At 73.0% G+C, this 23,595-nt stretch carries 18 protein-coding genes; 5 read left to right on the top strand and 13 right to left on the bottom strand.

Annotation, left to right across the window (positions count from 1 at the left end):
- Window positions 1-2 precede the first annotated feature (2 nt).
- The 6 genes from kdpB to ACZ6B8_RS27320 all read right to left on the bottom strand — a co-directional run bounded on the left by kdpB (window position 3) and on the right by ACZ6B8_RS27320 (window position 6,690).
- Window positions 3-2,156, bottom strand: coding sequence for a potassium-transporting ATPase subunit KdpB (gene kdpB / locus ACZ6B8_RS27345; protein ID WP_471609006.1), 2,154 nt, complete (start codon window positions 2,154-2,156; stop codon window positions 3-5).
- Window positions 2,153-3,838, bottom strand: a complete 1,686-nt coding sequence (gene kdpA / locus ACZ6B8_RS27340) for a potassium-transporting ATPase subunit KdpA (protein WP_471609005.1) — start codon at window positions 3,836-3,838, stop codon at window positions 2,153-2,155. Before kdpA ends, kdpB begins: the two co-directional genes overlap by 4 nt.
- 7 nt (window positions 3,839-3,845) lie before the next feature.
- Window positions 3,846-3,935 carry a K(+)-transporting ATPase subunit F gene (kdpF, locus tag ACZ6B8_RS27335; RefSeq protein WP_033264828.1) on the bottom strand — a complete coding sequence of 30 codons (90 nt, stop codon included), beginning with the start codon at window positions 3,933-3,935 and terminating at the stop codon, window positions 3,846-3,848.
- The gene (locus tag ACZ6B8_RS27330) at window positions 3,932-4,114 is read right to left on the bottom strand and encodes a hypothetical protein (RefSeq protein ID WP_471609004.1); all 183 of its coding nucleotides are present in this window, start codon (window positions 4,112-4,114) and stop codon (window positions 3,932-3,934) included. Before ACZ6B8_RS27330 ends, kdpF begins: the two co-directional genes overlap by 4 nt.
- A 70-nt stretch (window positions 4,115-4,184) precedes the next feature.
- The gene (locus tag ACZ6B8_RS27325; RefSeq protein ID WP_471609003.1) at window positions 4,185-6,038 is read right to left on the bottom strand and encodes an APC family permease; all 1,854 of its coding nucleotides are present in this window, start codon (window positions 6,036-6,038) and stop codon (window positions 4,185-4,187) included.
- A 247-nt stretch (window positions 6,039-6,285) separates the two neighbouring features.
- Complete coding sequence (locus tag ACZ6B8_RS27320; protein ID WP_471609002.1) at window positions 6,286-6,690, bottom strand: cupin domain-containing protein; 405 nt, start codon at window positions 6,688-6,690, stop codon at window positions 6,286-6,288.
- A 51-nt stretch (window positions 6,691-6,741) separates the two neighbouring features.
- On the opposite strand from ACZ6B8_RS27320, the gene ACZ6B8_RS27315 reads away from it, so the two are divergent.
- Window positions 6,742-7,785, top strand: coding sequence for a GlxA family transcriptional regulator (locus ACZ6B8_RS27315; protein WP_471609001.1), 1,044 nt, complete (start codon window positions 6,742-6,744; stop codon window positions 7,783-7,785).
- Between the two features lie 73 nt (window positions 7,786-7,858).
- Window positions 7,859-9,418 carry an acetolactate synthase large subunit gene (locus ACZ6B8_RS27310; protein ID WP_471609000.1) on the top strand — a complete coding sequence of 520 codons (1,560 nt, stop codon included), beginning with the start codon at window positions 7,859-7,861 and terminating at the stop codon, window positions 9,416-9,418.
- A 231-nt stretch (window positions 9,419-9,649) separates the two neighbouring features.
- On the opposite strand, the gene ACZ6B8_RS27305 is transcribed toward ACZ6B8_RS27310, so the two are convergent.
- From ACZ6B8_RS27305 to ACZ6B8_RS27290, 4 genes are all read right to left on the bottom strand, one after another.
- Window positions 9,650-10,900, bottom strand: a complete 1,251-nt coding sequence (locus tag ACZ6B8_RS27305) for a hypothetical protein (RefSeq protein ID WP_471608999.1) — start codon at window positions 10,898-10,900, stop codon at window positions 9,650-9,652.
- A gap of 262 nt (window positions 10,901-11,162) precedes the next feature.
- Complete coding sequence (locus ACZ6B8_RS27300) at window positions 11,163-14,042, bottom strand: peroxidase family protein (protein ID WP_471608998.1); 2,880 nt, start codon at window positions 14,040-14,042, stop codon at window positions 11,163-11,165.
- A gap of 340 nt (window positions 14,043-14,382) precedes the next feature.
- Window positions 14,383-14,790 carry a YchJ family protein gene (locus ACZ6B8_RS27295; RefSeq protein ID WP_471080380.1) on the bottom strand — a complete coding sequence of 136 codons (408 nt, stop codon included), beginning with the start codon at window positions 14,788-14,790 and terminating at the stop codon, window positions 14,383-14,385.
- 95 nt (window positions 14,791-14,885) lie between these two features.
- The gene (locus tag ACZ6B8_RS27290) at window positions 14,886-15,587 is read right to left on the bottom strand and encodes a FadR/GntR family transcriptional regulator (protein ID WP_471080377.1); all 702 of its coding nucleotides are present in this window, start codon (window positions 15,585-15,587) and stop codon (window positions 14,886-14,888) included.
- 138 nt (window positions 15,588-15,725) lie between these two features.
- Between ACZ6B8_RS27290 and ACZ6B8_RS27285 the strand changes: the two genes are divergently transcribed.
- Both ACZ6B8_RS27285 and ACZ6B8_RS27280 read left to right on the top strand, forming a co-directional pair.
- A complete protein-coding gene (locus ACZ6B8_RS27285; protein ID WP_471609167.1) occupies window positions 15,726-16,241 on the top strand; it encodes a gluconokinase in 516 nt (171 codons plus the stop codon).
- Between the two features lie 95 nt (window positions 16,242-16,336).
- Window positions 16,337-17,734: a GntT/GntP/DsdX family permease gene (locus tag ACZ6B8_RS27280; RefSeq protein ID WP_471608997.1), complete on the top strand. Its 1,398-nt coding sequence runs from the start codon at window positions 16,337-16,339 to the stop codon at window positions 17,732-17,734.
- Window positions 17,735-17,902: 168 nt separating this feature from the next.
- Here the strand turns inward: ACZ6B8_RS27280 and ACZ6B8_RS27275 are convergent, their stop codons facing one another.
- The 3 genes from ACZ6B8_RS27275 to ACZ6B8_RS27265 form a co-directional block, all read right to left on the bottom strand.
- Window positions 17,903-19,468, bottom strand: a complete 1,566-nt coding sequence (locus ACZ6B8_RS27275) for an APC family permease (protein ID WP_471080371.1) — start codon at window positions 19,466-19,468, stop codon at window positions 17,903-17,905.
- 48 nt (window positions 19,469-19,516) lie between these two features.
- Window positions 19,517-20,479 (bottom strand): hypothetical protein, encoded by a 963-nt coding sequence (locus ACZ6B8_RS27270; RefSeq protein WP_471608996.1) that lies wholly within the window; start codon window positions 20,477-20,479, stop codon window positions 19,517-19,519.
- A gap of 152 nt (window positions 20,480-20,631) precedes the next feature.
- Window positions 20,632-22,287 carry an FAD-binding dehydrogenase gene (locus ACZ6B8_RS27265; protein ID WP_471080365.1) on the bottom strand — a complete coding sequence of 552 codons (1,656 nt, stop codon included), beginning with the start codon at window positions 22,285-22,287 and terminating at the stop codon, window positions 20,632-20,634.
- Between the two features lie 259 nt (window positions 22,288-22,546).
- Here ACZ6B8_RS27265 and ACZ6B8_RS27260 point away from each other — a divergent pair, with 259 nt between their 5' ends.
- Window positions 22,547-23,434: a DMT family transporter gene (locus ACZ6B8_RS27260; protein ID WP_471080362.1), complete on the top strand. Its 888-nt coding sequence runs from the start codon at window positions 22,547-22,549 to the stop codon at window positions 23,432-23,434.
- Window positions 23,435-23,595: the final 161 nt, after the last annotated feature.

Genomic DNA, 23,595 nt, shown 5'->3' with positions numbered 1-23,595 from the left:
CGTCACCCAATGCCGGGGAGGAGGGAGAGGAGTACGTCGATGACCTTGATGCCGATGAACGGGGCGACGAGGCCGCCGAGGCCGTAGACGCCGAGGTTGCGGCGGAGCATCCGGTCCGCGCTCATCGGCCGGTAGCGGACGCCCTTCAGGGCGAGCGGTACGAGCGCGACGATGATCAGCGCGTTGAAGATGACCGCGGAGAGGATCGCGGACTCCGGCGACGACAGGTTCATGATGTTGAGCTTGTCGAGGCTCGGGTAGGCGACGGCGAACATGGCCGGGATGATCGCGAAGTACTTCGCGACGTCGTTGGCGATCGAGAAGGTCGTGAGCGCGCCCCGGGTGATGAGGAGCTGCTTGCCGATCTCGACGATCTCGATGAGCTTGGTCGGGTTGGAGTCGAGGTCGACCATGTTGCCGGCCTCCTTGGCGGCCGACGTGCCCGTGTTCATCGCGACGCCGACGTCGGCCTGGGCGAGCGCAGGGGCGTCGTTGGTGCCGTCGCCGGTCATCGCGACCAGCTTGCCGCCGGCCTGCTCGCGCTTGATGAGCGCCATCTTGTCCTCGGGCGTGGCCTCGGCGAGGAAGTCGTCCACGCCCGCCTCGTCCGCGATGGCCTTGGCGGTGAGCGGGTTGTCTCCGGTGATCATGATGGTCTTGATGCCCATGCGGCGCAGCTCGTCGAAGCGTTCGCGCATGCCCTCCTTGACGACGTCCTTGAGGTGGATCACCCCGAGGACCCGGGCGCCGTCGGCGTCTTCCAGGGCCACCAGCAGCGGCGTGCCGCCGGCCTGGGAGATCGTGTCGTTGAGTTCCCGGGCGTCGTCGGCGACGGCTCCCCCGCGTTCCTCGACCCAGGCGATGACCGAACCGGTCGCGCCCTTGCGCACCTTGCGGCCGTCCACGTCGACGCCGGACATCCGGGTCTGCGCCGTGAACGGCACCCACTCGGCACCGGTCAGCTCCCCCTGGTGCCGCTCGCGCAGCCCGTACTTCTCCTTGGCGAGTACGACGACGGAGCGGCCCTCGGGCGTCTCGTCGGCCAGCGAGGAGAGCTGGGCGGCGTCGGCGAGTTCGGCCGCGGTGGTGCCGCGCACCGGCACGAACTCCGCCGCCCGGCGGTTGCCGAGGGTGATGGTGCCGGTCTTGTCGAGCAGCAGGGTCGAGACGTCGCCCGCGGCCTCGACCGCCCTGCCGGACATGGCGAGGACGTTGCGCTGGACCAGGCGGTCCATGCCGGCGATGCCGATCGCGGAGAGCAGGGCGCCGATGGTCGTCGGGATCAGGCAGACCAGGAGCGCGGTCAGCACGATCATCGAGGTCTGGTCGTCGGCGCCCGCGTAGATGGCGAAGGGCTTGAGGGTGACGACGGCGAGCAGGAAGACGATGGTGAGGGAGGCGAGGAGGATGTTCAGCGCGACCTCGTTGGGCGTCTTCTGCCGGGCGGCGCCCTCGACCAGGTTGATCATGCGGTCGATGAACGTCTCGCCGGGCTTCGTCGTGATCTTGATGACGACGCGGTCGGAGAGCACCCTCGTACCGCCGGTGACGGCCGAGCGGTCGCCGCCGGACTCGCGGATGACGGGGGCCGATTCGCCGGTGATCGCGGACTCGTCGACGGAGGCCACGCCCTCGACGACGTCCCCGTCGCCGGGGATGATGTCGCCCGCCTCGCAGACGACGAGGTCGCCGATGCGCAGGTCGGTGCCGGGCACCGACTCCTCGGTGGTGCCGGTGAGGCGGCGGGCGACGGTGTCGGTCTTGGCCTTGCGCAGGGTGTCGGCCTGGGCCTTGCCGCGGCCCTCGGCGACCGCCTCCGCGAGGTTGGCGAAGAGGGTGGTCAGCCAGAGCCAGACGGTGATCGCCCAGCCGAACCAGTCCCCCGGGTCCTTGACGGCGAGGAGGGTGGTGACCACCGAGCCGATCAGGACGACGAACATGACGGGCGACTTGACCATCACGCGCGGGTCCAGTTTGCGGACGGCGTCCGGCAGCGACTTCAGGAGCTGGGCCGGGTCGAAGAGGCCCGCGCCGACCTTGCCGGCGTCGGCGCTCGCGCGGTCGGCGGGGGCCGCCCGGTGGGGGGCGGGTTCCTGGGTGGCGACCGCGCCGGTGGGCCGGTCGTCCCGCTCGTGCTTCGTGGTGTGAGTGCTCATGACGCCAGCCCCTCGGCAAGCGGTCCCAGCGCGAGCGCGGGGAAGTAGGTGAGACCGGTGATGATCATGATGGTGCCGACCAACAACCCGGTGAACAGCGGTTTTTCGGTACGCAGGGTGCCCGCGGTGACCGGGATCGGCTTCTGTTCGGCGAACGATCCGGCGAGCGCGAGGACGAACACCATCGGCAGGAAGCGGCCGAGCAGCATCGCGAGGCCGAGGGTGGTGTTGAACCACTGCGTGTCGGCGTTCAGGCCCGCGAAGGCCGAGCCGTTGTTGTTGGCGCCGGACGTGTAGGCGTACAGGATCTCGGAGAAGCCGTGCGCTCCGGAGTTGGTCATCGAGTCGCCCGGGGTGGGCAGCGCCATCGCGACGGCCGTGAAGCCGAGGACCAGCGCCGGGGTGACCAGGAGGTAGCAGGCCGCCAGCTTGATCTCGCGGGTGCCGATCTTCTTGCCCAGGTACTCCGGGGTGCGCCCGACCATCAGGCCCGCGATGAACACCGCGATGATCGCCATGATCAGCATGCCGTAGAGGCCGGATCCGGTGCCGCCGGGCGCGATCTCGCCGAGCTGCATGCCGAGCATCTCGATGCCGCCGCCGAAGCCGGTGTAGGAGGAGTGGAAGGAGTTCACGGCGCCGGTGGAGGTGAGCGTGGTGGCCACCGCGAAGATCGACGACCCGCCGATCCCGAACCGGGTCTCCTTGCCCTCCATCGCCCCGCCGGCCAGGTCGAACGCCGGGCCGCCGTGGTGGAACTCGGTCCACATCATCAGCACGGTGAAGCCGAGCCAGATGGTCGCCATCGTCGCGAGGATCGCGTAGCCCTGCCGCAGCGAGCCGACCATCCGGCCGAAGGTGCGGGTCAGCGCGAAGGGGATGACGAGGATCAGGAAGATCTCGAAGAGGTTCGATATGGGGTTGGGGTTCTCGAAGGGGTGGGCGGAGTTGGCGTTGAAGTAGCCGCCGCCGTTGGTGCCCAGCTCCTTGATGACCTCCTGGGAGGCGACCGCCCCGCCGTTCCACTGCTGGGTACCGCCCATGAACTGGCCGACCTCGTGGATGCCGGCGAAGTTCTGGATGGCGCCGCAGGCGACCAGGACGAGGGCGCCGACGAGCGCGATGGGCAGCAGGACGCGGACGGTGCCGCGCACCAGGTCGGCCCAGAAGTTGCCGAGTTCACCGGCGCGGGCGGGGCTCCCTCCGGCGCGGACGGCCCCGAATCCCCGTACGAGAGCGACCGCCACGGCGATCCCCACGGCCGCCGAGACGAAGTTCTGCACGGCGAGGCCGCCGGTCTGCACGACGTGGCCCATGGCCTGTTCGCCGGAGTACGACTGCCAGTTGGTGTTGGCCACGAAGGACGCGGCGGTGTTGAACGCCTGGTCCGGATCGATGGACCGGAAGCCGAGCGAGCCCGGCAGCGAGCCCTGGAGCCGCTGGAGCAGATAGAGGAAGAGGACGCCCGCCGCGGAGAAGGCGAGGACCCCGCGCAGGTAGGCGGGCCAGCGCATCTGTGTGTCGGGGTCGGCGCCGATGGCCTTGTAGATCCACTTCTCGACGCGGAGGTGCTTCTTCGAGGAGTAGACGCGGGCCATGTAGTCGCCCAGCGGGCGATGGACCAGGGCGAGCGCCGCGGTCAGGGCGAGGAGCTGGAGCACGCCAGCGAGGACGGGGCTCATGTCGTGCTCAGAACCTCTCCGGGAAGACGAGGGCGAGGACGAGATAGCCCAGCAGGGCGACGGCCACGACGAGGCCGACGATGTTCTCGGCGGTCACAGCTTCGTCACCCCCTTGGCGACGAGTGCCACCAGCGCGAAGACCGCGATCGTGGTGACGACGAAGGCCAGGTCGGCCATCGTGAGCTCCTGAAGGAAGTGGATGAGTGAATTACTTGCTCGGACGCTTAGAGGAAACCGCCGTTTCGGCCCTCCGCAGCCGTCGTTGACGACCTCCATACGGCGCCCCGAGCGGTCTTGACGGCTCTCTTACGGCCGGGCCGCAGATCCCTCGCCCGAGGCCGGGAAATTAGCTCCTACCAGCGCAAACGCGCAGGCGCAGGCGGCAGACGGCGGCGTTGGTGCCGCGTCGCACGGCGTGGGCGACGACCGCGCCCCGCTGGTTCTGCAGGATCCGCTGCCAGGCGCGGGCCGGCTCCACCTCGGGGATGAGGACGGTCACGCGGGTGTCCGGTGCGGCGCTCTCCAGGGCGTGGACGTACGCGGCGACGGGACGGCCCAGGGTGCGGCGTTCGCTGGGCAGGCGGATCAGGTCGACGCCGGGGTTCCACAGCGCCCAGTCCCGTTCGAGGGCCTCGGCCTGGGCGCGGTCCTCGGGGTCGGGGTGGCAGACGGTCACCGCGCGCACCTCGTCGCCCAGCGACACGGCGGTGGTGAGAGCCTCGCTGGTCAGCTTGGTCAGGGAGGAGACGGGGACCACGACGACCGAGCGCCGGCGGCGCGGTCCTTCGGGAATCCGGCCGAGGCCCAGGCGCTCGCCGATACGGGCGTAGGCGCGGTGGACCGTCTCGAAGGCGGCGACCAGCAGCGGCAGCGCGAGCACGATCAGCCAGGCGCCGTCGTGGAACTTGGTGGCGGTGACGACCACCGCGCAGACACCGGTGAGGAGCGCGCCGAGCCCGTTGAGGACGGCCCTGCCGCGCCATCCGGGGCCGCGCTCGCCGCGCCAGTGGACGACCATGCCGGCCTGGGCGACGGTGAAGCCGACGAAGACGCCGATCGCGAAGAGCGGGACGAGGGTGTTGGTGTCCCCGCCGGAGAGGACGAGCAGGACGGCCGAGAGCGCGGCGAGCGTGAGGACGCCGTACCGGTGGACCTGGCGGTCGGCGCGCAGGGCGAAGACGTGCGGCAGGTAGTTGTCGCGGGCGAGCAGCTTCAGCAGGACCGGGAGGCCGCCGAAGGAGGTGTTCGCGGAGAGGGCGAGCAGCGTCATGGTGGCGAACTGGATGACGTAGAAGGCCCCGTTGTGGCCGAGGGAGGCGTCGGCGAGCTGGGCGAGGACGGTGACGCCCTCGACCGGCTGCAGGTGGAAGCGCGAGATCAGGACGGCGAGGCCGATCAGCATGACGCCGAGGACCGCGCCGAGCGCCGCCTCCGCGTGCTGGGCGCGCCGGGCCCGCGGGGCGCGGAAGGACGGCACGGCGTTGGCGATGGCCTCGACGCCGGTGAGCGCGGAGCAGCCGGCGGCGAAGGCCTTCAGCAGGAGCAGGGCACCGACGGTCGTGGCGTTGTCCGCGACGACGGAGGCGTGGCCGGCGGCGGCCGCGGTGCTGACCGGCGCGGAGCGGAAGAGGCCGACGGCGACGAGCGTGAGGATCGCGAGGACGAAGACGGCGGTGGGGACCACGAACGCGCGCGCGGAGTCGACGATGCCGCGCAGGTTGAGGCCGGTGATCAGGGCGAGCACGGCCAGGCAGATCCACGGCCGGTCGCCGTACAGCGCGGGGAAGGCCGAGGTGAGGGCGGCGACGCCGGCGGTGACGGCGACCGCGACGTTCAGGACGTAGTCGAGGATCAGGGATGCGGCGGCGACCAGGCTGGTGCGGCGGCCGAGGTGGGTCTTGGCCACGGCGTAGGAGCCGCCGCCGTCGGGGAAGGCGGCGATCACCTGGCGGTAGGAGGCGACGAGGACGGCGAGGAGCGCGGCGATGGCGAGGGTGACGGGCAGCGTGAAGCCGAGTCCGTGGCCGCCGGCCGCGGCCAGCACGAGCACGATCGCCTCGGGGCCGTAGGCGACGGAGGCCATCGCGTCCAGGGAGAGCGCGGCCAGGCCGGTGACGGCGGTGAGCCGGTGGCGTTCACCGGCGTCGGGCGGCTCCGCGTCGCGGGGACCGGCCCCCGGTTCGGTGGTCAGGACGGCCATGCGCGTGCTCCTTCTGGGCCCCGGACCGGGGCACGGGCCCGGCGGCGCGGGCCCGCCTCTGGTCGAGGGAGGAGCCGGGCGCCGCGGGCGTGCGGGTGCCGGGCGCGCCGGGTGGACGGGGCCGGCGCGCTCGGCGGGTCCGCCCAGGTTCGGCCCCGTTCCGCACGGCCGGGCCGCTCCTTGCGCGTTCTTCGCGCCGAACGGCCCGTTCTTCACGCACTTCTGACGCGGCGAGCCCGGGGCGGGCCTACCCGAGCGGGTGGCCCGTCGTCACGTCCACGTGAGCCGGGACGGCCTCGTGGCGGTCACCCACGGTGGAGGTGCCGGTGGGTTCGAAGAGCAGGATGTGGGCGCCCTCGGGGGCGGAGGGGCGGTGTTCGGTGCCGCGCGGCACCGTGAAGACCGAGCCCCGCGGCAGGATCACCCGGCGCTCCCCGGACGGCTCGCGCAGGTCGATGTGGAGCCGGCCGTCGAGGACGAGGAAGAACTCGTCGGTGTCGTCGTGGACGTGCCAGACGTGCTCGCCCTCGACCTTGGCGACGCGGACGTCGTAGTCGTTGACGGCGGTGACGATGCGGGGGCTCCACAGGGCGTCGAAGGAGGCAAGGGCCTGGTCGAGGGGGATCGGTTCACTGATCGGTTCGCTGGTCATGGGTCGATCCTCGGCTGTGCCCGCACCCGGTACGAGTGCTAGAAATCGCACATGGCGCAAGAATCCTCGCAACCCCCCGCCGGACGGCGTGCGCATCGCGTCGTGGTCGTCGTCGACGAGGGCACCAACCCCTTCGAAGTCGGCGTCGCCACCGAGGTCTTCGGCCTCCCGCGGCCCGAACTCGGCCTGCCGGGCGCCCTGTACGAGGTCGTGCTGTGCACCACGCGGCCCGAGGTCCGCATGAACCACGGCTTCTTCACCCTCACCGGCGTGCCGGGGCTCGAGGCCGCGGACACCGCGGACACGCTGATCATGCCGGGGCGGCCCGACCACACCGTGCCGCGCGCCCCGGACGTCCTGGCCGCCGTCAGGCGGGCGCACGCGCGCGGGGCCCGGATCGTGAGCTTCTGCACCGGCGCCTTCGCGCTCGCCGAGTCCGGTGTGCTCGACGGCCGGCGTGCCTCCACGCACTGGCAGTGGGCCCGCTCCTTCCGGGAGCGGTTTCCGGCCGTGCAGCTCGAACCCGACGTACTGTTCGTGGACGACGGCGACATCCTCACCGCGGCGGGCAGTTCGGCCGCACTCGACCTGGGGCTGCACCTCGTGCGCAAGGACTTCGGGGCCGAGGTCGCCAACTCCGTGAGCAGGCGGCTCGTGTTCGCCGCCCACCGGGACGGCGGGCAGCGGCAGTTCATCGAGCGGCCCGTGCCCGCGGTGCCGGACGACTCCCTCGCGCCGGTTCTCGCCTGGGCGCAGGGGCAGCTCGCCGCATCCCTCACGGTGGCCGGCCTCGCGGCCCGCGCCGGGGTCAGCCCCGCGACCCTGCACCGCCGCTTCCGCGCCCAGCTCGGCACGACCCCACTGGCCTGGCTGACCGGTGAACGCGTGGCGCTGGCCTGCCGACTCATCGAGCGCGGCGAGGAACGCCTCGACGTGGTCGCGCGCCGCAGCGGCCTGGGCACCGCGGCCAATCTGCGGGCCCGGCTGCGCCGCGAGACGGGGCTCAGCCCGTCCGGCTACCGGCGGCGGTTCGGCCCCGGAGGGCCGGTGGCGGCTGGCCGGTTCCCGGCTGCCGCCGCGCCCCGCACCCCGTGAAGACTGGCCTCCCCCACGCGGCGGGCGCCGCCGCCCACCGTGCGCCCGCGTCACCGAGCAGAGGCGGACCGCCATGCCGAACGGAGCGCAGATCCTGATCGACGGCCTCGTGGACGGGGGTGTCCGGGCCTGCTTCGCCAACCCCGGCACCTCCGAGATGCACTTCGTGGCCGCGCTCGACGAGACGCCCGGACTGCGGCCCGTGCTCTGCCTCTTCGAGGGGGTCGCCACGGGGGCCGCGGACGGGTACGGGCGGATGACGGGGCGCCCCGCGTGCACCCTGCTGCACCTCGGACCCGGCCTCGCGGGCGGCCTGCCGAACCTGCACAACGCGCGGCGGGCCGCGACGCCCCTCATCAACGTCGTCGGCGACCACGCCCTGGACCACAAGCGGCTCGACGCGCCCCTGGAGTCCGACATCGGGGCGCTCGCCCGCACCGTGTCGGCCTGGACGCGGCGTACGTACTACGCCACCGAGCTCGCCGGGGACGTCTCGGCCGCCGTCGCCGCCGCGACCGGGCCGCCCGGCGCCGTCGCGACGCTGGTGGTGCCCGCCGACGTGTCGTGGTCCGAGACGGGCGAGCCGCCGCCCGCCGCGCCGCCCGGGCCCGCGCGCCGCGGTCTGGTATCCGTGGACGCCGTCACCGGGGCGGCCGCCGCGCTGCGCTCGGGCGCGGACGTCGCCCTGCTGCTCGGCGGGGAGGCGGTCCGCGGGGCCGGGCTCGTGGCGGCGGGGCGGATCGCCGGGGCGACCGGCGCGAAGCTGCTGTGCGAGACCTTCCCCGCCCGACTCGAGCGGGGCGCGGGGCGGCCCGCCGTGGAGCGGCTCGCCTATCTCGCGCCGGGTGCGGCGGGCCAACTCGCGGGCGTACGGCACCTCGTGCTGGCCGGCGCGGCGTCGCCGGTCGCGTTCTTCGCCCACCCCGGGCGCAGCGGGGCCCTGGTCCCCGAGGGGTGCACGGTGCACACGCTGGCGGCCGGCGCGGAGGACGTGACGGCGGCCCTCGAAGGGCTCGCCGAGGTGGTCGGGCCGGGTGGCACGAAGCCGGTGCGGCAGGAGGCGGACCGGCCCGCGCTGCCGCTCGGCGAGCTGACGGCCGAGTCGGCGGCGGCCGTGATCGGGGCGCTGCTGCCGGAGGGCGCGGTGGTGGTGGACGAGGCCAACACCGCCGGGCTGTGGCTGCCCGGCGCGACCGCGGGCGCGCCGCCGCACGACTGGCTGACGCTCACCGGCGGCGCGATGGGGCAGGGACTGCCGCTCGCGGTGGGGGCGGGGGTGGCCTGCCCCGGCCGCCCGGTCCTGGCGCTGGTCGGGGACGGGGCCTCGATGTACACGCTGCAGGCGCTGTGGACGCAGGCCAGGGAGGGCCTCGACGTCACGACGGTCGTCTTCGCCAACCGTTCGTACGCGATCCTCAACCTGGAGCTCGGGGCGGTGGGCGCGGGCGGCGAGCGGGCGCGGCGCCTCCTCGACCTGTCGGGCCCGCCGCTGGACTTCGTGGCGCTGGCGCGCGGGATGGGGGTGCCGGGGGAACGGACGGCGACGGCGGAGGAGTTCGCGGCGGCACTTAAACGGGGGCTGGCGGAGCCGGGACCGTTCCTGATCGAGTGCGTGGTGCCGCCGCTGGCGTAAGGGCGGAGCGCTGCGCGCGCGGGCCACGACAGCCCGGAGCACGGACCGGAGCCGCGGCTGAGGACCAGCCCCTCCGGCGTTCGAGGAGCGGGGGCCGGGGCAGAGCAGGGCCAGGGGCCGGGGCCGCGCCCGGCTGGAGTTCAGCCCCTCCGGCGTTTGAGGAGCGGGGTCCGGGGCAGAGCCCCGTGGCGGGGGCGAACACTCCGTCAGGATCGGGCCGGGGCCCAGTCGTCAGCCGTCCCATAGATCTGCATGACCCCGGTGGACGTCCGTCAGCCCGTCCCGGAAGAACTTCTCGTAGTACTCCTCCTCCACGTGGTGGACCTGGAGCCACACGCCGGGCACATGGATCGCGTCCGTGTGCGCGGGGAACCTGCGGTGCGTGTCGTGGATGTACGTGCAGATGTCCCGCGTACAGGCGACGACCCGCTCCTCGTATTCGCTTGCCTCCGCCAAGTACCGCTGCCCGTAGCCCTCTTGGTAGATGCGGGCGAAGACGTCCTGGTCGGCGTAGACGCCGCCGGGGCCGAACTTGGCGCGGACCACCGCGTCGACCGCCGCCCCCATGGTGCGGTGCGCGGGCGGGCACGCCGCCTCAATGAGCGGTTCGCCCTCCGGCGAGGTCAGGCCGACGGGGTGGGAGCGCAGGGCCGCGTACCCCGGCAGCGGGACGTGCCAGCGCCACACGTCCGGCAGCCGCCAGCGCGGGGTGACGAAGGAGAAGCCGAGCATTCTGCCGTAGGTGCGGGAGAACTTCGGGTCGCCCAGGGCGATCTGGGGGTTGACGGAGGCGTGGATCCACGCGCCGAGGCCCATCGCCTCGGCGCTGAGCATCAGGTTCTGCAGGAGCAGGTCCGCCTCGATCTGGGTGCGGAGCGGGCCGAGCGCGCCCAGCGGCAGTTTCAGGCCGCCGTTGAGGAAACCGTTCGCGACCCACTTCCTCACGCCGGCCAGGCGGAAGAAGTTCCGGTCGTCGACCAGGGTGGGGCGGGCCGCGTCGGGCTGGGTGAGCAGATACATCAGGGCGTTGATGTACTGGTGGGAGAGGTCGACCACCGGGAAGAGGACCGTGGTGCCCGGCAGGTTGGACAGGAAGCGGTTGGAGTCCAGATAGGCCGGGAAGTCGCGCAGCCCCTCGGCGACGTCCAGACGGTGGTCCAGGACGCGGACCTTCGCCTGTCGCGCCCGCTCGACGAGGCTCGTCGCGTCGAGCGGGGTGGTGGGGGCCGGGGGCAGCCTGCGCAGGAAGTACGTCCCCGAGTCGTTGATCAGGAAGAAGTGGGTGCCCTGCGCGTTGTCGGGGCTGCCCGCCGTACGGCCCGCCATGGTCATGTTGGGCTTGGCCATGATCGGCTTGCCGTCGCGCGGGTCGTCGAAGGGCCGGTCCGGCATGGTGAGGCCGGTGCACCCGGTCAACGCGATCAGGACCGCCTCCTCCAGCTCGCTCAACGGGAGCGGCTGGTGCGGCGAGCTGTAACTCATCGAGCCCGCGGGGACGGTGGCGCCACGGCTCACCCGGTGGGTGCGGCGGCGCCAGACCGTCTCCAGGAGGGGCCGGGCGAAGAGGTCCGCGAGGCCCGGGTGGCCGGGGTCGGTGAGGCCAGAGGTGCCTGAGCCGGTGGGACCGGTGGGCCCCGTAGAGCCCGTAGCACCCGTAGAGCCCGCTCGGCCGCCGACGCCGACATCGCCATCGCCATCGCCATCGCCATCGCCATCGCCATCGCCATCGGCGTGGCCATCCCCCTCAGCCGTCGGCACGTGCGCCCCCGTCGCGCACCGGCCGCACCTGCCGCCACGGCGCGAAGGCGCTGGCGCCGCGCGGGAGGAGACCCGCGAGCTCCGGGCAGTGCCGCAGCAGGACGGAGTTCATGCCGCCCTTCTGGACCCAGTCGATGCCGAGCGGGGTGTAGATCTCGGGGCGGAAGTCGACGGTCAGGAAGCGGTCGCTCTGCAGCCGCCGGGTGGCCATCAGGATGAAGACGCGGAACGCGGTGTCGCTGAAGCCGAAGCCGTGCGGCGGGTTCTCGGCGAACAGGCCGACCACGGTGTCGATCTCGTCGACGGACCGGTAGACGTCCTTGAGCCGGGCGAGGGTCGCGGGGTCCTCGGACAGGTCCTCGAAGCGGCGGATGCGCTGCTTGTGCAGGCCCGCGCGGAAGTCGTTGTAGCGGGGCACACCGCGCCTGCGGGTGCGGACCAGGTCGACGACGGAAAGGTCGATGATCTCGCCGTCGCGCTCGAACTGCTGGAGTGCGCGCGGGAAGTTGTGCAGGGTGATCGCGCCGGGGTGGGAGATGCCGAAGGAGTAGAGCGTGTCGGCGAGGCCCGTCTTACGGATGGCCGCCTCGGCGGCGGCGCCCTGGATGTCGCGGAAGCCGAGCGTCTCCAGGCGCTGCCCGAAGTGGTGCTCGCGCAGCTCGAAGTCGTCGGGGATCAGCGGATGCATGCGGTAGACGGTGACGAAGTCCTCCGTCAGGGAGTACGGGGCGCCGTGGTGGTCGGGCAGCGTTTTCGGGATGCCGGTCAGCGAGTGGGATTCGAGCAGCCACAGGCCGAGCTTCTGCAGCCACTTGTCGGGCGGGCCGTCCCAGTTGGTGTGCAGGCCCAGGCCGATGGCCTCGGTGGCGAGGATCGCCGGGGTCCACTCCACCGTGTGGATCTTGGCGATGAGGGCCGAGACGACGAGGCGCGCCGTGTGGTACACGCTCTCCTCGCCCATCGAGGGGTAGGCGTGCCGCAGCGCGTCGCAGACCGCGTTGTGCTCGCGGGCGAAGAGGGTGTGCATGGCGCTGAGCCCCATCCACCAGCTCTCCGCGAAGCCGGTCAGCGGGATGCCGCCCGCACCCCTGGGCAAGTGCCCCTCGTCCAGGCGGAGTTCGGCTCCCCCGCCGGGCTCGCGCAGGTACTTGGCGGTCTGCTCGTTCTCGCCGTACACCTCGGAGCCGTCCCACCAGTGGGACGCGGTGTTGGCGAAGAGGATCGGCGGCCGGTCGCCGGGCAGGTCGATGCCCTCGTTCTCCGCGAAGCGCATCACCTTCTCGGCGGGCCCTCCGGGGGTGTTGCGCCAGACGGTGCCGGGTGGCAGCGGCACCTCGACGGACTTGCCGCCCGGCTGGTGGCGCCGGTGGTTGACCCAGTCGTGGACCTGGAACTGGATCCAGGCGGCGGCCAGTACGTTGAGCGAGGTCGCGGGCAGGAAGGTGTCCCGCTGCAGCAGTTGGCGGCTGACCGTGACCGGGTTCGGCACGTCGAAGAGGTCGGGGCGGTAGACCGGGGCGAGGTTGCGCCCGAAGGGCGCGCCGGCGGCGCCCATGGTGGGCTCGGAGAGGTCGTTGTACGTGCCGTCGTAGGAGCGGACGGTGCGCAGCCGTTCGTCGACCGGGGCCGGCGCGGGCGTGACCCGTGGGGGCGCCTCGTGCACGTCGGTGTCGATGAGGTTGGAGCGGCGCAGCGCCCTGCGCAGGAGGACGAGGTTGAGCAGGCTCGCGTCCAACGGCAGCTTGTGCCAGGGCACCTGGCGGTTGAGGAGCCGGAACGCGGCGGCGACGGGCGCGCCGAGCGCCTTGTTGCGCAGTGGTTCCCGGGTGACGAAGCGCAGTCCGTGGCGGTGTGCGGCGCTGGCCTCGTAGGCCGACTTGCGGGCCCGGTTGAGGTTGCCGAGCGGGCGGAAGTCGTCGGTGGTGTACCAGGGGTTGAAGCCGGTGGCCTCGACGCGGCCCGCGGCGGCGCGCGCCTGTGCGGTGTCGAGGTCCTGGCCGGGGACGGTGAGGGTGGCGACGGGCACGGCGGGCGCGACGTTCTCCGGCCAGGCCGCCGCGCCGTCCTCGACGGGGGTGCGGCGTTCGTCGACGTACCGCTGGACGCACAGGTCGAAGACGATGTCGCGCCGGGCGAGCCGCGTCTCCAGTTCCCTGCGCAGGTACTGGGGGTCGCGGTGGCCGCCGGTGGTGCGCGCGCCGCCGGTGCCGGCCGCGGGGCGCAGCAGATAGCGCACCGGCCCCGCGGGACCCCACAGGATGGCGCTGCGGGACCAGTAGGTCTCGGCCGCGAGGCTGTCGACGGTGTGCCGGGTGGCGGCCCGGACGTTGCGCCGCATCCGGGTGGCCGTGCTGGGGCCGACGGCGAGCGGGAGTCTGACGAAGAGGCCGACGGCCTTCTGCCGCCGGGTGGTGGCGCCCGCCATGGCGCGGGCGAAGGCGACGAACTCGCGTGCGTCGCGGGCGTGCGAGACCGGGAAGTTGGTGGCCAGCAGGTCGTGGCTCTCGTCTGCGGTGACCGCCACGCGCACGGCGATGCCGCGCAGGTCGGGGGCGCCGTCGGCCTGCCGGATGCCGCTCGCGCCGGAGAGCCGCACGGTCGCCGGGTAGGCCGCGCCGGGCCGGGCGAAGCCGCAGCGCAGGGCCTCGGGGAGGTCGTCGTGGAAGCGCAGGCGGGCGTTCTCCACGCCGAGGGCGGCCTTGGCGTGCAGGGCGCGTTCGATCCCGGCCCCCTTGGCCGCCCGGCGGTTCTTCTCCTGCACCTTCATCAGTTCCACGGCCAGGCGCTGGAACAGCCGGCGCTCCACTTCCGGACTGCCGCCCAGGTAGCGCTCGTAACTCTGCTGGTGCTGTCCGGTGTCGGCCATCGGGCGCCTCTTCCTTCGCACGGCTGCTTGCGGGAGTGCGTACGGGACAGGGGGGCAGGCAGACGCTACTGGCGGCACCGGCGGCCCACAGCGACGGTTCCCGCCTATGTGCGCGGCAGGTGCCGGGCTTCGAACAGGCGGGCGGGGCAGGGAGTTTGGGCCCGTGGGCGGCGGTCAAGGGTGTACGGGGGCCGTCGTGCGGCGGGCGGTTCACACCCCGTGTGCGAGCACTCTCCCCAGCAGCCCCACGCGAGCGGGGCGCGCGGTGGCCGGGTCCCGACGGGTGGGCGCCGCGCGGGCCGCGGACGTGCCGGTCCGGGGCGCAGGGGGCGCCGAACGCCTACTCGATGAAGGCGCCGTCGACGTACACCCATGCGCCGTCGAGCCGTTCGAAGCGGCTCTTCTCGTGCAGGGCGTCGGGGCGGCCGCCGTCGGTGTAGCGGGCCCGGAAGGTGACCGTGCCGGTGGTGTGGAAGGCGGTGCCCTCGGAGGTCGCCCGGATCTCCAGGCCGGTCCAGCGCATCGCCGGGTCGAACTCGACGCGGGGCGGCCGGGTCCGGGGGTGCCAGGTGCGCAGCAGGTAGCCCTCGTCCTGTACGGCGAAGGCGCTGTAGCGGGAGCGCATCAGCTCCTCGGGGGTGGTCGCGGCGGCCTCGCCCCGGTGCAGCCGGCCGCAGCACTTCTCGTACGGCAGGGGGTGCCCGCAGGGGCAGGGCGTGGCGGCGGGGCGGGTGGCGCGTCGGGACATGGCGCCATTGTCGCCGACCGGCGGACGGCGGCGTGCGCGGGGCCGGGTGCCGGGGCCCCGCGCCGGAGCGCCGCGGCGGAGTCCGCGCGGGCCCCTCAGGGGGCCAGGATGTCCAGCTCCTCCAGGGCGCCCAGCGCGATCTGGCGGGTCAGCGCCTCCGCGCGGACGGCGTCGCCCTCCCTGACCGCCTCCGCGACCTTGACGTGCAGGGTGACGGCGGGCGGGTCGGGGTCCTCGAACATGACCTGGTGGGCGGTACGGCCGGTCAGGACCTCGGCGACCACGTCCCCGAGCCGGGCGAACATCTCGTTGCCGGAGGCGTTGAGGATCACCCGGTGGAAGGCGACGTCGTGCTTCAGATAGCCCTCCAGCTGGTGGCCGCGCGAGTGGGCGACCATGCCAAGGGCGCACTCGGTGAGCTCCGCGCACTGGGCGGCGGTGGCGTGGCGGGCGGCGAGCCCCGCGGCCACCGGTTCGACGGCGGAGCGCAGCACGGTCAGCGAGCGCAGTTGCCGGGGCCGGTCGGCACCGGCCAGGCGCCAGCGGATGACCTGCGGGTCGTAGACGTTCCACTCCTCGGCGGGCCGCACGGTGACGCCCACCCGGCGGCGGGAGGCGACCAGGTGCATGGACTCCAGGACCCGCACCGCCTCGCGCATCACGGAGCGGGACACCTCCAGGCGCTGGGCCAGCTCGTCGGTGCGCAGCACACTGCCCGGCGGGTACTCGCCGGCCGTGATGGCGGGCCCGAGGCTTTCCAGTACGCGGGAGTGCAGCCCCCGGGCCGGTTCGGTCATGGCGAAAGCCTACGAGGCCCGAGACCCGAACAATAAGTCAGACTTTTACGTCACAGCCTCTTGAATTTGTCGGACCTAATGAGTTTCAGTGACGTGAACAACCGACCGATGTCGATGAAGACAGCGAGGCAGGACGCGATGCAGGAACGGCGCACCCCCCACGTCGTCGTAGTCATGGGCGTGGCAGGAACCGGCAAGACCACGATCGGCCCCCTGCTCGCGGACCGGCTCGGCGTGCCCTACGCCGAGGGCGACGACTTCCACCCGCCGGAGAACATCCGGAAGATGTCGTCCGGTACACCGCTCACCGACGACGACCGGTGGCCCTGGCTCGACGCGATCGGCGCCTGGGCGCACGGCCGGGCCGGGCTCGGCGGCGTGGTCAGCAGCTCCGCGCTCAAGCGCGCCTACCGCGACCGGCTGCGGGCGGCCGCGCCCGGCGTCGTCTTCGTCCACCTCACCGGTGACCGGGCTCTCATCGAGGACCGGATGTCGCACCGGCAGGGGCACTTCATGCCTGCGGCGCTGCTCGACTCCCAGTTCGCCACGTTGGAGCCTCTCGGGGCGGACGAGGCAGGCGTCGGCGTCGATGTCGCCGGGTCCCCCGAGGAGATCGCCGACCGGGCCGTCGAGGCGCTCGGTCGTCTTGGCTGAGCGCTCGCGCCAGTAACCAGTTACCTGCGGGCCGTCTGTGGCTGGTCGCGCAGTTCCCCGCGCCCCTGTCGGGGCCCACGTCCAAGGAAAGCACCGTGACCCATCTCAGCGTCGAGATGCTGGCGGCGGACCCCGTCGAGCCGATCACCTCCGCGGGCCACGCCCAGCTGGGGATCGCCGTCCTCGCGGGCATCGCCGTCATCGTCCTGCTCATCACCAAGTTCAAGATGCACGCGTTCCTCGCGCTGACCGTCGGGTCGCTGGCGCTCGGGGCCTTCGCGGGCGCGCCGCTCGACAAGACCATCACCAGCTTCACCGGCGGGCTCGGCGACACCGTCGCGGGCGTCGGCGTGCTCATCGCGCTCGGCGCGATCCTCGGCAAGCTGCTCGCGGACTCCGGCGGCGCCGACCAGATCGTCGACACGATCCTCGCCAAGGCGGGCGGGCGTGCGATGCCCTGGGCGATGGTGCTGATCGCCTCGGTGATCGGCCTGCCGCTCTTCTTCGAGGTCGGCATCGTGCTGCTGATCCCGGTCGTCCTGATGGTCGCGCGGCGCGGCAACTACTCGCTGATGCGGATCGGCATCCCGGCGCTCGCCGGTCTCTCCGTGATGCACGGGCTCATCCCGCCGCACCCCGGCCCGCTCGTCGCCATCGACGCGGTCAAGGCCAACCTCGGTGTGACGCTCGCCTTCGGCGTGCTCGTCGCCATCCCCACGGTGATCGTCGCCGGGCCGTTGTTCTCCAAGGTCGCGGCGCGCTGGGTGGACGTCCCGGCCCCCGAGAAGATGATCCCGCAGCGCCCGTCCGAGGACCTGGAGAAGCGCCCCGGCTTCGGCGCGACGGTGGCCACCGTGCTCCTCCCCGTGGTCCTGATGCTGGCCAAGGCGCTGGTGGACATCGTGGTCGACGACCCCGGGACCACCGTGCAGCGGGTCTTCGACGTCATCGGCTCACCGCTGATCGCCCTGCTCGCGGCGGTGCTCGTGGCCATGTTCACGCTGGGCCGGGCGGCCGGCTTCACCAAGGGCCGCCTCTCCACCACCGTCGAGAAGTCGCTCGCCCCGATCGCGGGCGTGCTGATGATCGTGGGCGCGGGCGGCGGCTTCAAGCAGACGCTCATCGACATCGGCGTGGGCCAGATGATCCTGGACGTCTCCAAGGACTGGTCGATCCCGGCGCTGCTCCTGGCCTGGCTGATCGCGGTGGCCATCCGGCTCGCGACGGGTTCGGCGACGGTCGCGACGATCTCCGCGGCCGGTCTGGTGGCCCCGCTCGCCGCCGACATGTCGACCGCGCACACGGCGCTGCTCGTGCTCGCGATCGGTGCAGGTTCGCTCTTCTTCTCCCACGTCAACGACGCGGGCTTCTGGCTGGTGAAGGAGTACTTCGGCCTGGACGTCGGCCAGACGATCAAGACCTGGTCGGTGATGGAGACGATCATCTCGGTGGTGGCGGGAGCGCTGGTGCTGCTGCTGTCATTGATCGTCTAGCTGTCGACGAGCCTGCCGTGGCCGCACTGGTGAGCCAGTGCGGCCACGGCAGCGGCATGTCACCCACCCGGCCACGGCGAACGATTCAGCCCGTCCGGCGCTCGAGGACGAACTCGGCGAAGCCGGTGACGGACCGAGCCCCGTACACGGTCACGCCCCCGGCGACGGTCACGCCCCCGGCGACGACGACGCCTTCTCCAGCTGGAACGCCTCGTTGCCCAGACCGATCCGCGCATGCGCCTCGGGGTCCCGGGAGCGCAGCACCCGCCCGTACACCACACCCACGACCGCGGCGGCGAAGATCACGCCGGGCAGCACCCAGCTGAGCGTGGAGCCCTCCCCCGCGCCGACGAGGACGTCGAAGTCCTTGACCGTGTAGCCCGCGATGACCAGCAGACCGGCCGTGGCGAGCGCGGAGGCGGTGATCCGCCAGACCTGGGCACGCGCGGCACCGCGCCGGGCGAAGAAGACGATCACGGCGACCGACGCGGTGGCCATCAGCAGGATCACGCCGAGCGCCCCGATGTTGCCGCCCCAGGTGAACAGGTGCAGGACGGGCGCCGTCGGGTCACCCGCCGCGCCGTCGTCGGTGACCGCGAAGGCCACGACGACGACCACCGAGACGACGGTCTGGAGCAGCGAGCCGGTGCCGGGCGCGCCGGTGGAGGTGTTGGTGCGGCCGAACGCGGCGGGCAGCAGCCTCTCGCGCCCCATCGCGAACGCGTACCGCGCGACCACGTTGTGGAAGCTGAGGATCGCCGCGAACATGCCGGTCACGAAGAGGACGTGCAGCACGTCGGTGAAGGTCCCGCCGAGCCGTGACTCGGTGAGCCCGAAGAGCAGCCCCGCGCTCTGTTCGCGCGCCGCGGGGACGATGCCGGAGGGGCCCGCCGCGACCGTGAGCGCCCAGGAGCTGAGCGCGAAGAAGACGGCGACGAAGCCCACCGCGAAGAACATCACGCGGGCGACCACGACCTGCGGGCGGCTGGTCTCCTCCGCGTACACGGGGGCCTGCTCGAAGCCGGTGAAGGCGGCGATGCAGAAGCACAGCGAGGTGGCGACGCCCGCGCCGGTGAGCGTGTCCGGGTTGAACGCGTGCAGCGACAGGCCCTCCTTGGCCGGGTCGACGACGGCCGCGATGTCGAAGACGACGACGAGCGCCACCTCGATCAGGAGCAGCACGCCGAGCACGCGCGCGTTGAGGTCGATCTTCAGCCAGGCGAGGACCGCGACGACGGCGACGGCGCACAGGGCCGGGAGCCACCAGGCGACCTCGACGTCGGCGTACGTCCGCAGGAGCCCGGAGACCTCGAAGCCGAGCATGCCGTACAGGCCGGCCTGCAGGACGCTGTAGGCCACGAGCGCGACCACGGCGGCGCCCGCGCCCGCGGTGCCGCCGAGGCCGCGCGATATGTACGCGTAGAAGGCGCCGGCGTTGTGCACGTGCCGGCTCATCTCGGCGTACCCGAAGCTGAAGAGCGCGAGGACGACGCCGAGGATGAGGAAGAGCAGGGGCTGTCCGACGACGCCCATCACGCCGAAGGTGGTGGGCATGACGCCGGCGACGACCATCAGCGGGCCGGTCGCGGCGAGCACGGAGAGCAGCAGGCCCGCCGTGCCGAGCCGGCCCGCGCGCAGCGCCCGCTCCTGTCCCTTGTACGTGCTGATCCCGGTGTCACCCGTCGGTTCGCCGGATGTTCTGGTGCCGCTCGGGCTCGAACTTCCCGTCGCCATGGCGCGGTCGTCCTTTCGGGGTGCTGATCGGGGGTCGGGGGCGGAGGGTCAGGCGGCGCCGAACGCGGTGGCCCGGGCGGCGCGGAACGCCGCGTAGGGGTCCCGGTCCGGATACGACCAGGGGGCCGGGGTCGCGTGCCGTCCGATGCGGTGGAAGAGCGCGGCGGCCTCGGCGGCCCTGCCCTCGGCGGACTTGGCGTGCGCGAGGAAGTTGAGGTCGACGAGGCAGCGGGGGTGACTTGGAGCTTCGGGCGTCCGCCGCTCCAGCCACCAGTCGAAGGCACCCTTCATGACGCCGCGGGCGCGCCGGCCGGCCCAGTGCCCGGACGCGACGGGGTCGGCGGCCTCCAGGCCTGCGGCGGCCAGGACGCGGTAGCGCTCGGCGTGCGCGACGACCGGCAGGACCGCGAGCGGCGAGTCGGCGGCGGCCTGTTCGGCGGCCCAGGCGGCGAAGTCGTACACCTCGTGCAGCGGGTCCTGGCCCGCGCCGGGGCGCCGCTCGGCGAGCCTGGCCACCATCAGATGGTGGGCGTGGTGGTGCTCGGGGTGGCGGTGCCGCACCTCGTCGAAGAGGCGTACGACGTCCTCCTCACGGCCGAGCGAGCGCTCCAGGACGAGCAGCGCGAGCCAGGGCGTCGGATCGGCGGGCGTACGGGTCGCGGCGGCCCGGCACCGCTCCCGCGCCCGGTCGGAACGCTCCTTGCCGCGCAGCGCCCGGTGCACCGCGGCGAAGGCGAGCAGCACCTCGGCGTCGTGGCTCTCGGGTTCGGCGAGCCGCCAGTCGCGGGCCCACGCGGTGGTGGTGGGCTCCTGTGCGAGGACGTCGAAGCGGTGGCCCCTGCGGTCCCAGTCGTCGCCGGTCGCGGCGAGCAGCGCGCGGACCTCGGTCCAGCGGCCCTGCGCCAACGCCGTGCGGGCGGTGGTGAGTTCGACGTCGTCGAGTGCGGCGTCGAAGGCGTGCCCCGCGGCCTTTCTGCGGGAACGCCCCAGTGGGGGCGGGGGTGGTGACACCGCGGGACGTCCTCCCCGGCGCGGCTTGCGTACGGATGATCACGCACAGCAAAGCGGTAGTCACTGCTCCACGTCAAGGCGGGCCCACGTCAACCCCCTTCACCAACTCGTCCCACAATCCGCCGACTTCGCCCCGCCCGGCCGCCTCCCGGTCAGCTCACCGCACGGGCCGCGGCGCGGCCCGCCGTGCGCCCGGAGAAGAGGCAGCCGCCGAGGAAGGTGCCCTCCAGCGAGCGGTAGCCGTGCACTCCGCCGCCGCCGAACCCGGCGGCCTCGCCTGCCGCGTACACCCCGCGCAACGGCTCGCCGCCCTCGGTCAGGACGCGCGAGGAGAGGTCCGTCTCCAGGCCGCCGAGGGTCTTGCGGGTGAGGATGTTCAGGCGCACGGCGATCAGCGGGCCCGCCGCGGGGTCGAGGATCCGGTGCGGGGCGACGGCGCGGATGAGCCGGTCGCCGAGGAACTTGCGGGCGCCGCGGATGGCCGTGACCTGGAGGTCCTTGGTGAAGGGGTTGGCGATCTCGCGGTCGCGGGCGGCGAGGGTGCGGCGCAGCGCGGCCTCGTCGATGAGCGGCTCCTTGGTGAGCGCGTTCATGCCGCGCGCCAGCGCGCCGAGGTCCTTCTCGACGACGAAGTCGACGCCGTGGTCCATGAACGCCTTGACCGGCCCCGGCACGTCGGCGCGCGCCCGGTCGATGACGCCGCGCACGGACTTGCCCGTCAGGTCGGGGTTCTGCTCGGAGCCGCTGAGGGTGAACTCCTTGCCGATGATGCGCTGGTTGAGCACGAACCACGTGTGGTCGTACCCGGTGCTCATGATGTGGTCGAGGGTGCCGAGCGTGTCGAAGCCGGGGAAGAGCGGCACGGGCAGCCGGTCGCCGCGGGCGTCCAGCCACAGGGACGAGGGGCCCGGCAGGATGCGGATGCCGTGCCGCTCCCAGATGGGGTTCCAGTTCTCGATGCCCTCGGTGTAGTGCCACATCCGGTCGCGGTTGATGAGCCGGCCGCCGGCCTCCTCGGCGATGCCGAGCATCTTGCCGTCGACGTGCGCGGGCACCCCGGAGATCATCTTCTCCGGCGGGGTGCCGAGCCGCTCGGGCCAGTGCGCGCGGACCAGGTCGTGGTTGCCGCCGATGCCGCCCGAGGTGACGATCACGGCCTGTGCCCGGAACGCGAAGCTCCCGGTCACCTCACGGCTGCTGGCCCTGCCCCGCTCGACGGACGACGGCTCCAGGATCTCGCCGCTGACCGTGTCGACGTCGCCCGCGCTGCGCCCGAGCCCCGTGACGCGGTGCCGGAACCGGAACTGGACGAGCCCGCGGGCGGCCCCGGCGCGCACCCGCCGCACGAACGGCGCGAGCAGCCCCGGCCCGGTCCCCCAGGTGATGTGGAAGCGCGGCACGGAGTTGCCGTGGCCCTGCGCGTCGTAGCCGCCGCGCTCGGCCCAGCCGACCACCGGGAAGAAGCGCACGCCCTGTCCGTGCAGCCAGGACCGCTTCTCGCCCGCGGCGAAGTCGACGTACGCCTCGGCCCACTTGCGCGGCCAGTGGTCCTCCGGACGGTCGAACCCGGCCGTCCCCATCCAGTCCTGCAGGGCGAGCGCGTGCGAGTCCTTGATCCGCAGCCGCCGCTGCTCCGGCGAGTCGACGAAGAAGAGGCCGCCGAAGGACCAGTGCGCCTGCCCGCCGAGCGACTGCTCGGGCTCCTGGTCGACGAGGATGACCCGGCGCCCCGCGTCCACGAGCTCCGCGGTCGCCGCCAGTCCGGCGAGCCCCGCTCCGATCACGATCACATCTGCGTCGTACGCCATGGCGCTCGTCCTCCTCGACAGGGCCTTGCCAGGTTACCGACCGGTCAGATCCCGGACAGGTCGAATCCTGGGCAGCCGAGTGACGCACGTCAACCGACAGAGAGGGGGAACGCGTCAAGATCCGGGGAGCGGCCCGCCCGGATCGCCGCTATCGTCGGGCCAAGTCTCCCTCTTCCACCCCGGCTTGACCCCTGTCGTCCCCCTCACCCCCTTCCGTCCCGGTTCGATCCCCTCCGCCCCCACTCCTCAGGTATGTGACGTGTCGGTCCTGGTCCTCGCCCTCGCCGTCGGTGCGGCCTGCTGCCTCGGCCTCGGCTTCGTGCTCCAGCAGAACGTGGCCCGCCGGGCGCCGCTGAGCGACTTCCTCTCGCTGCGGCTCCTCCTGGACCTGGTGCGGGTGCCGCGCTGGCTGGCCGGGATCGGGCTGATGGTGTGCGGGATGGTGCTCGGCGCGCTCGCGCTCGGCCGCGGGGAGATCTCCTTCGTCGAGCCGCTCCTCGCCACCCAGCTGCTGTTCGCGCTCGCGCTCTCCCGGCACCAGACCGGCCAGCCGCTCGGCCGGCAGGGGTGGGCCGGGCTCGTGCTGCTCGCGGGCGGCGTCACCGCGTTCATCGTGGCGGGCGAGCCGCGCGGCGGCGACGCGGTGACCAGTCCGCTGCGGCACTGGCTCATCGTCGGGGTGATGGTGGGCGCGGCGCTGGTCCTGACGGCGTACGCGAAGAAGTCCCGGCTCGGCGCGGCGCCCACCCTGCTGGCGGTCGCGGCGGGACTGCTCTACGGCGTGCAGGACTCGCTGACCCGGGTGACGGGCGACCGGTTCGCCGAGGGCGGGATCGTGGAGGTGCTGACCGGCTGGCAGCCGTACGGGGTGCTCGTCCTCGGCGTCGTGGGGCTCGTCCTGGTGCAGAGCGCCTTCGAGACGGCGCCGCTGCGGATGTCGCTGCCCGCGCTGACGGCCGCGCAGCCGCTGGCCGGGATCGCCTGCGGCGTCGGGTTCCTCGGCGACCGGTTGCGGACCGACACGGGGGCGCTGGCCTGGGAGGCGGCGGGGCTCGCGGCGGTGGTGGCGGGGGTGGTGCTGCTGGGGATGCATCCGGCCATGCCGGGGCATGGCCGGGGGCCTGTGGGGGTGCTTCACCGGCGGTGAGGGCTCGGCCCTGCGGTGGCGCTCTGCGTTGGCGGGGTCGGTCGCCGGCTGCGCCTGGCTCGTCCTCAAACGCCGGACAGGCTCTTACCTCCGTCACCGGCTCCGCCGCGTTCGTCCTCAAACGCCGGACGGGCTTCTATCTCCGTCACCGGCTCCGCCGA

The sequence above is a fragment of the Streptomyces sp. NPDC041122 genome (genome assembly GCF_055592445.1).
Note: the sequence above shows the minus strand (reverse complement) of the source record. Positions and strands in the feature narration are given on the sequence as shown.

Bases quoted from the DNA above. Each gene is read 5' to 3' on its own strand.
- ACZ6B8_RS27265 (WP_471080365.1), bottom strand. From the start codon at position 22,287: ATGGCGTACGACGCAGATGTGATCGTGATCGGAGCGGGGCTCGCCGGA.
- ACZ6B8_RS27300 (WP_471608998.1), bottom strand. From the start codon at position 14,042: ATGGCCGACACCGGACAGCACCAGCAGAGTTACGAGCGCTACCTGGGC.
- ACZ6B8_RS27325 (WP_471609003.1), bottom strand. From the start codon at position 6,038: ATGGCCGTCCTGACCACCGAACCGGGGGCCGGTCCCCGCGACGCGGAG.
- ACZ6B8_RS27320 (WP_471609002.1), bottom strand. From the start codon at position 6,690: ATGACCAGCGAACCGATCAGTGAACCGATCCCCCTCGACCAGGCCCTT.
- ACZ6B8_RS27305 (WP_471608999.1), bottom strand. From the start codon at position 10,900: ATGAGTTACAGCTCGCCGCACCAGCCGCTCCCGTTGAGCGAGCTGGAG.
- ACZ6B8_RS27290 (WP_471080377.1), bottom strand. From the start codon at position 15,587: ATGACCGAACCGGCCCGGGGGCTGCACTCCCGCGTACTGGAAAGCCTC.
- ACZ6B8_RS27315 (WP_471609001.1), top strand. From the start codon at position 6,742: ATGGCGCAAGAATCCTCGCAACCCCCCGCCGGACGGCGTGCGCATCGC.
- ACZ6B8_RS27310 (WP_471609000.1), top strand. From the start codon at position 7,859: ATGCCGAACGGAGCGCAGATCCTGATCGACGGCCTCGTGGACGGGGGT.
- ACZ6B8_RS27330 (WP_471609004.1), bottom strand. From the start codon at position 4,114: ATGGAGGTCGTCAACGACGGCTGCGGAGGGCCGAAACGGCGGTTTCCT.
- ACZ6B8_RS27275 (WP_471080371.1), bottom strand. From the start codon at position 19,468: ATGGCGACGGGAAGTTCGAGCCCGAGCGGCACCAGAACATCCGGCGAA.
- ACZ6B8_RS27295 (WP_471080380.1), bottom strand. From the start codon at position 14,790: ATGTCCCGACGCGCCACCCGCCCCGCCGCCACGCCCTGCCCCTGCGGG.
- kdpB (WP_471609006.1), bottom strand. From the start codon at position 2,156: ATGAGCACTCACACCACGAAGCACGAGCGGGACGACCGGCCCACCGGC.
- ACZ6B8_RS27285 (WP_471609167.1), top strand. From the start codon at position 15,726: ATGCAGGAACGGCGCACCCCCCACGTCGTCGTAGTCATGGGCGTGGCA.
- kdpA (WP_471609005.1), bottom strand. From the start codon at position 3,838: ATGAGCCCCGTCCTCGCTGGCGTGCTCCAGCTCCTCGCCCTGACCGCG.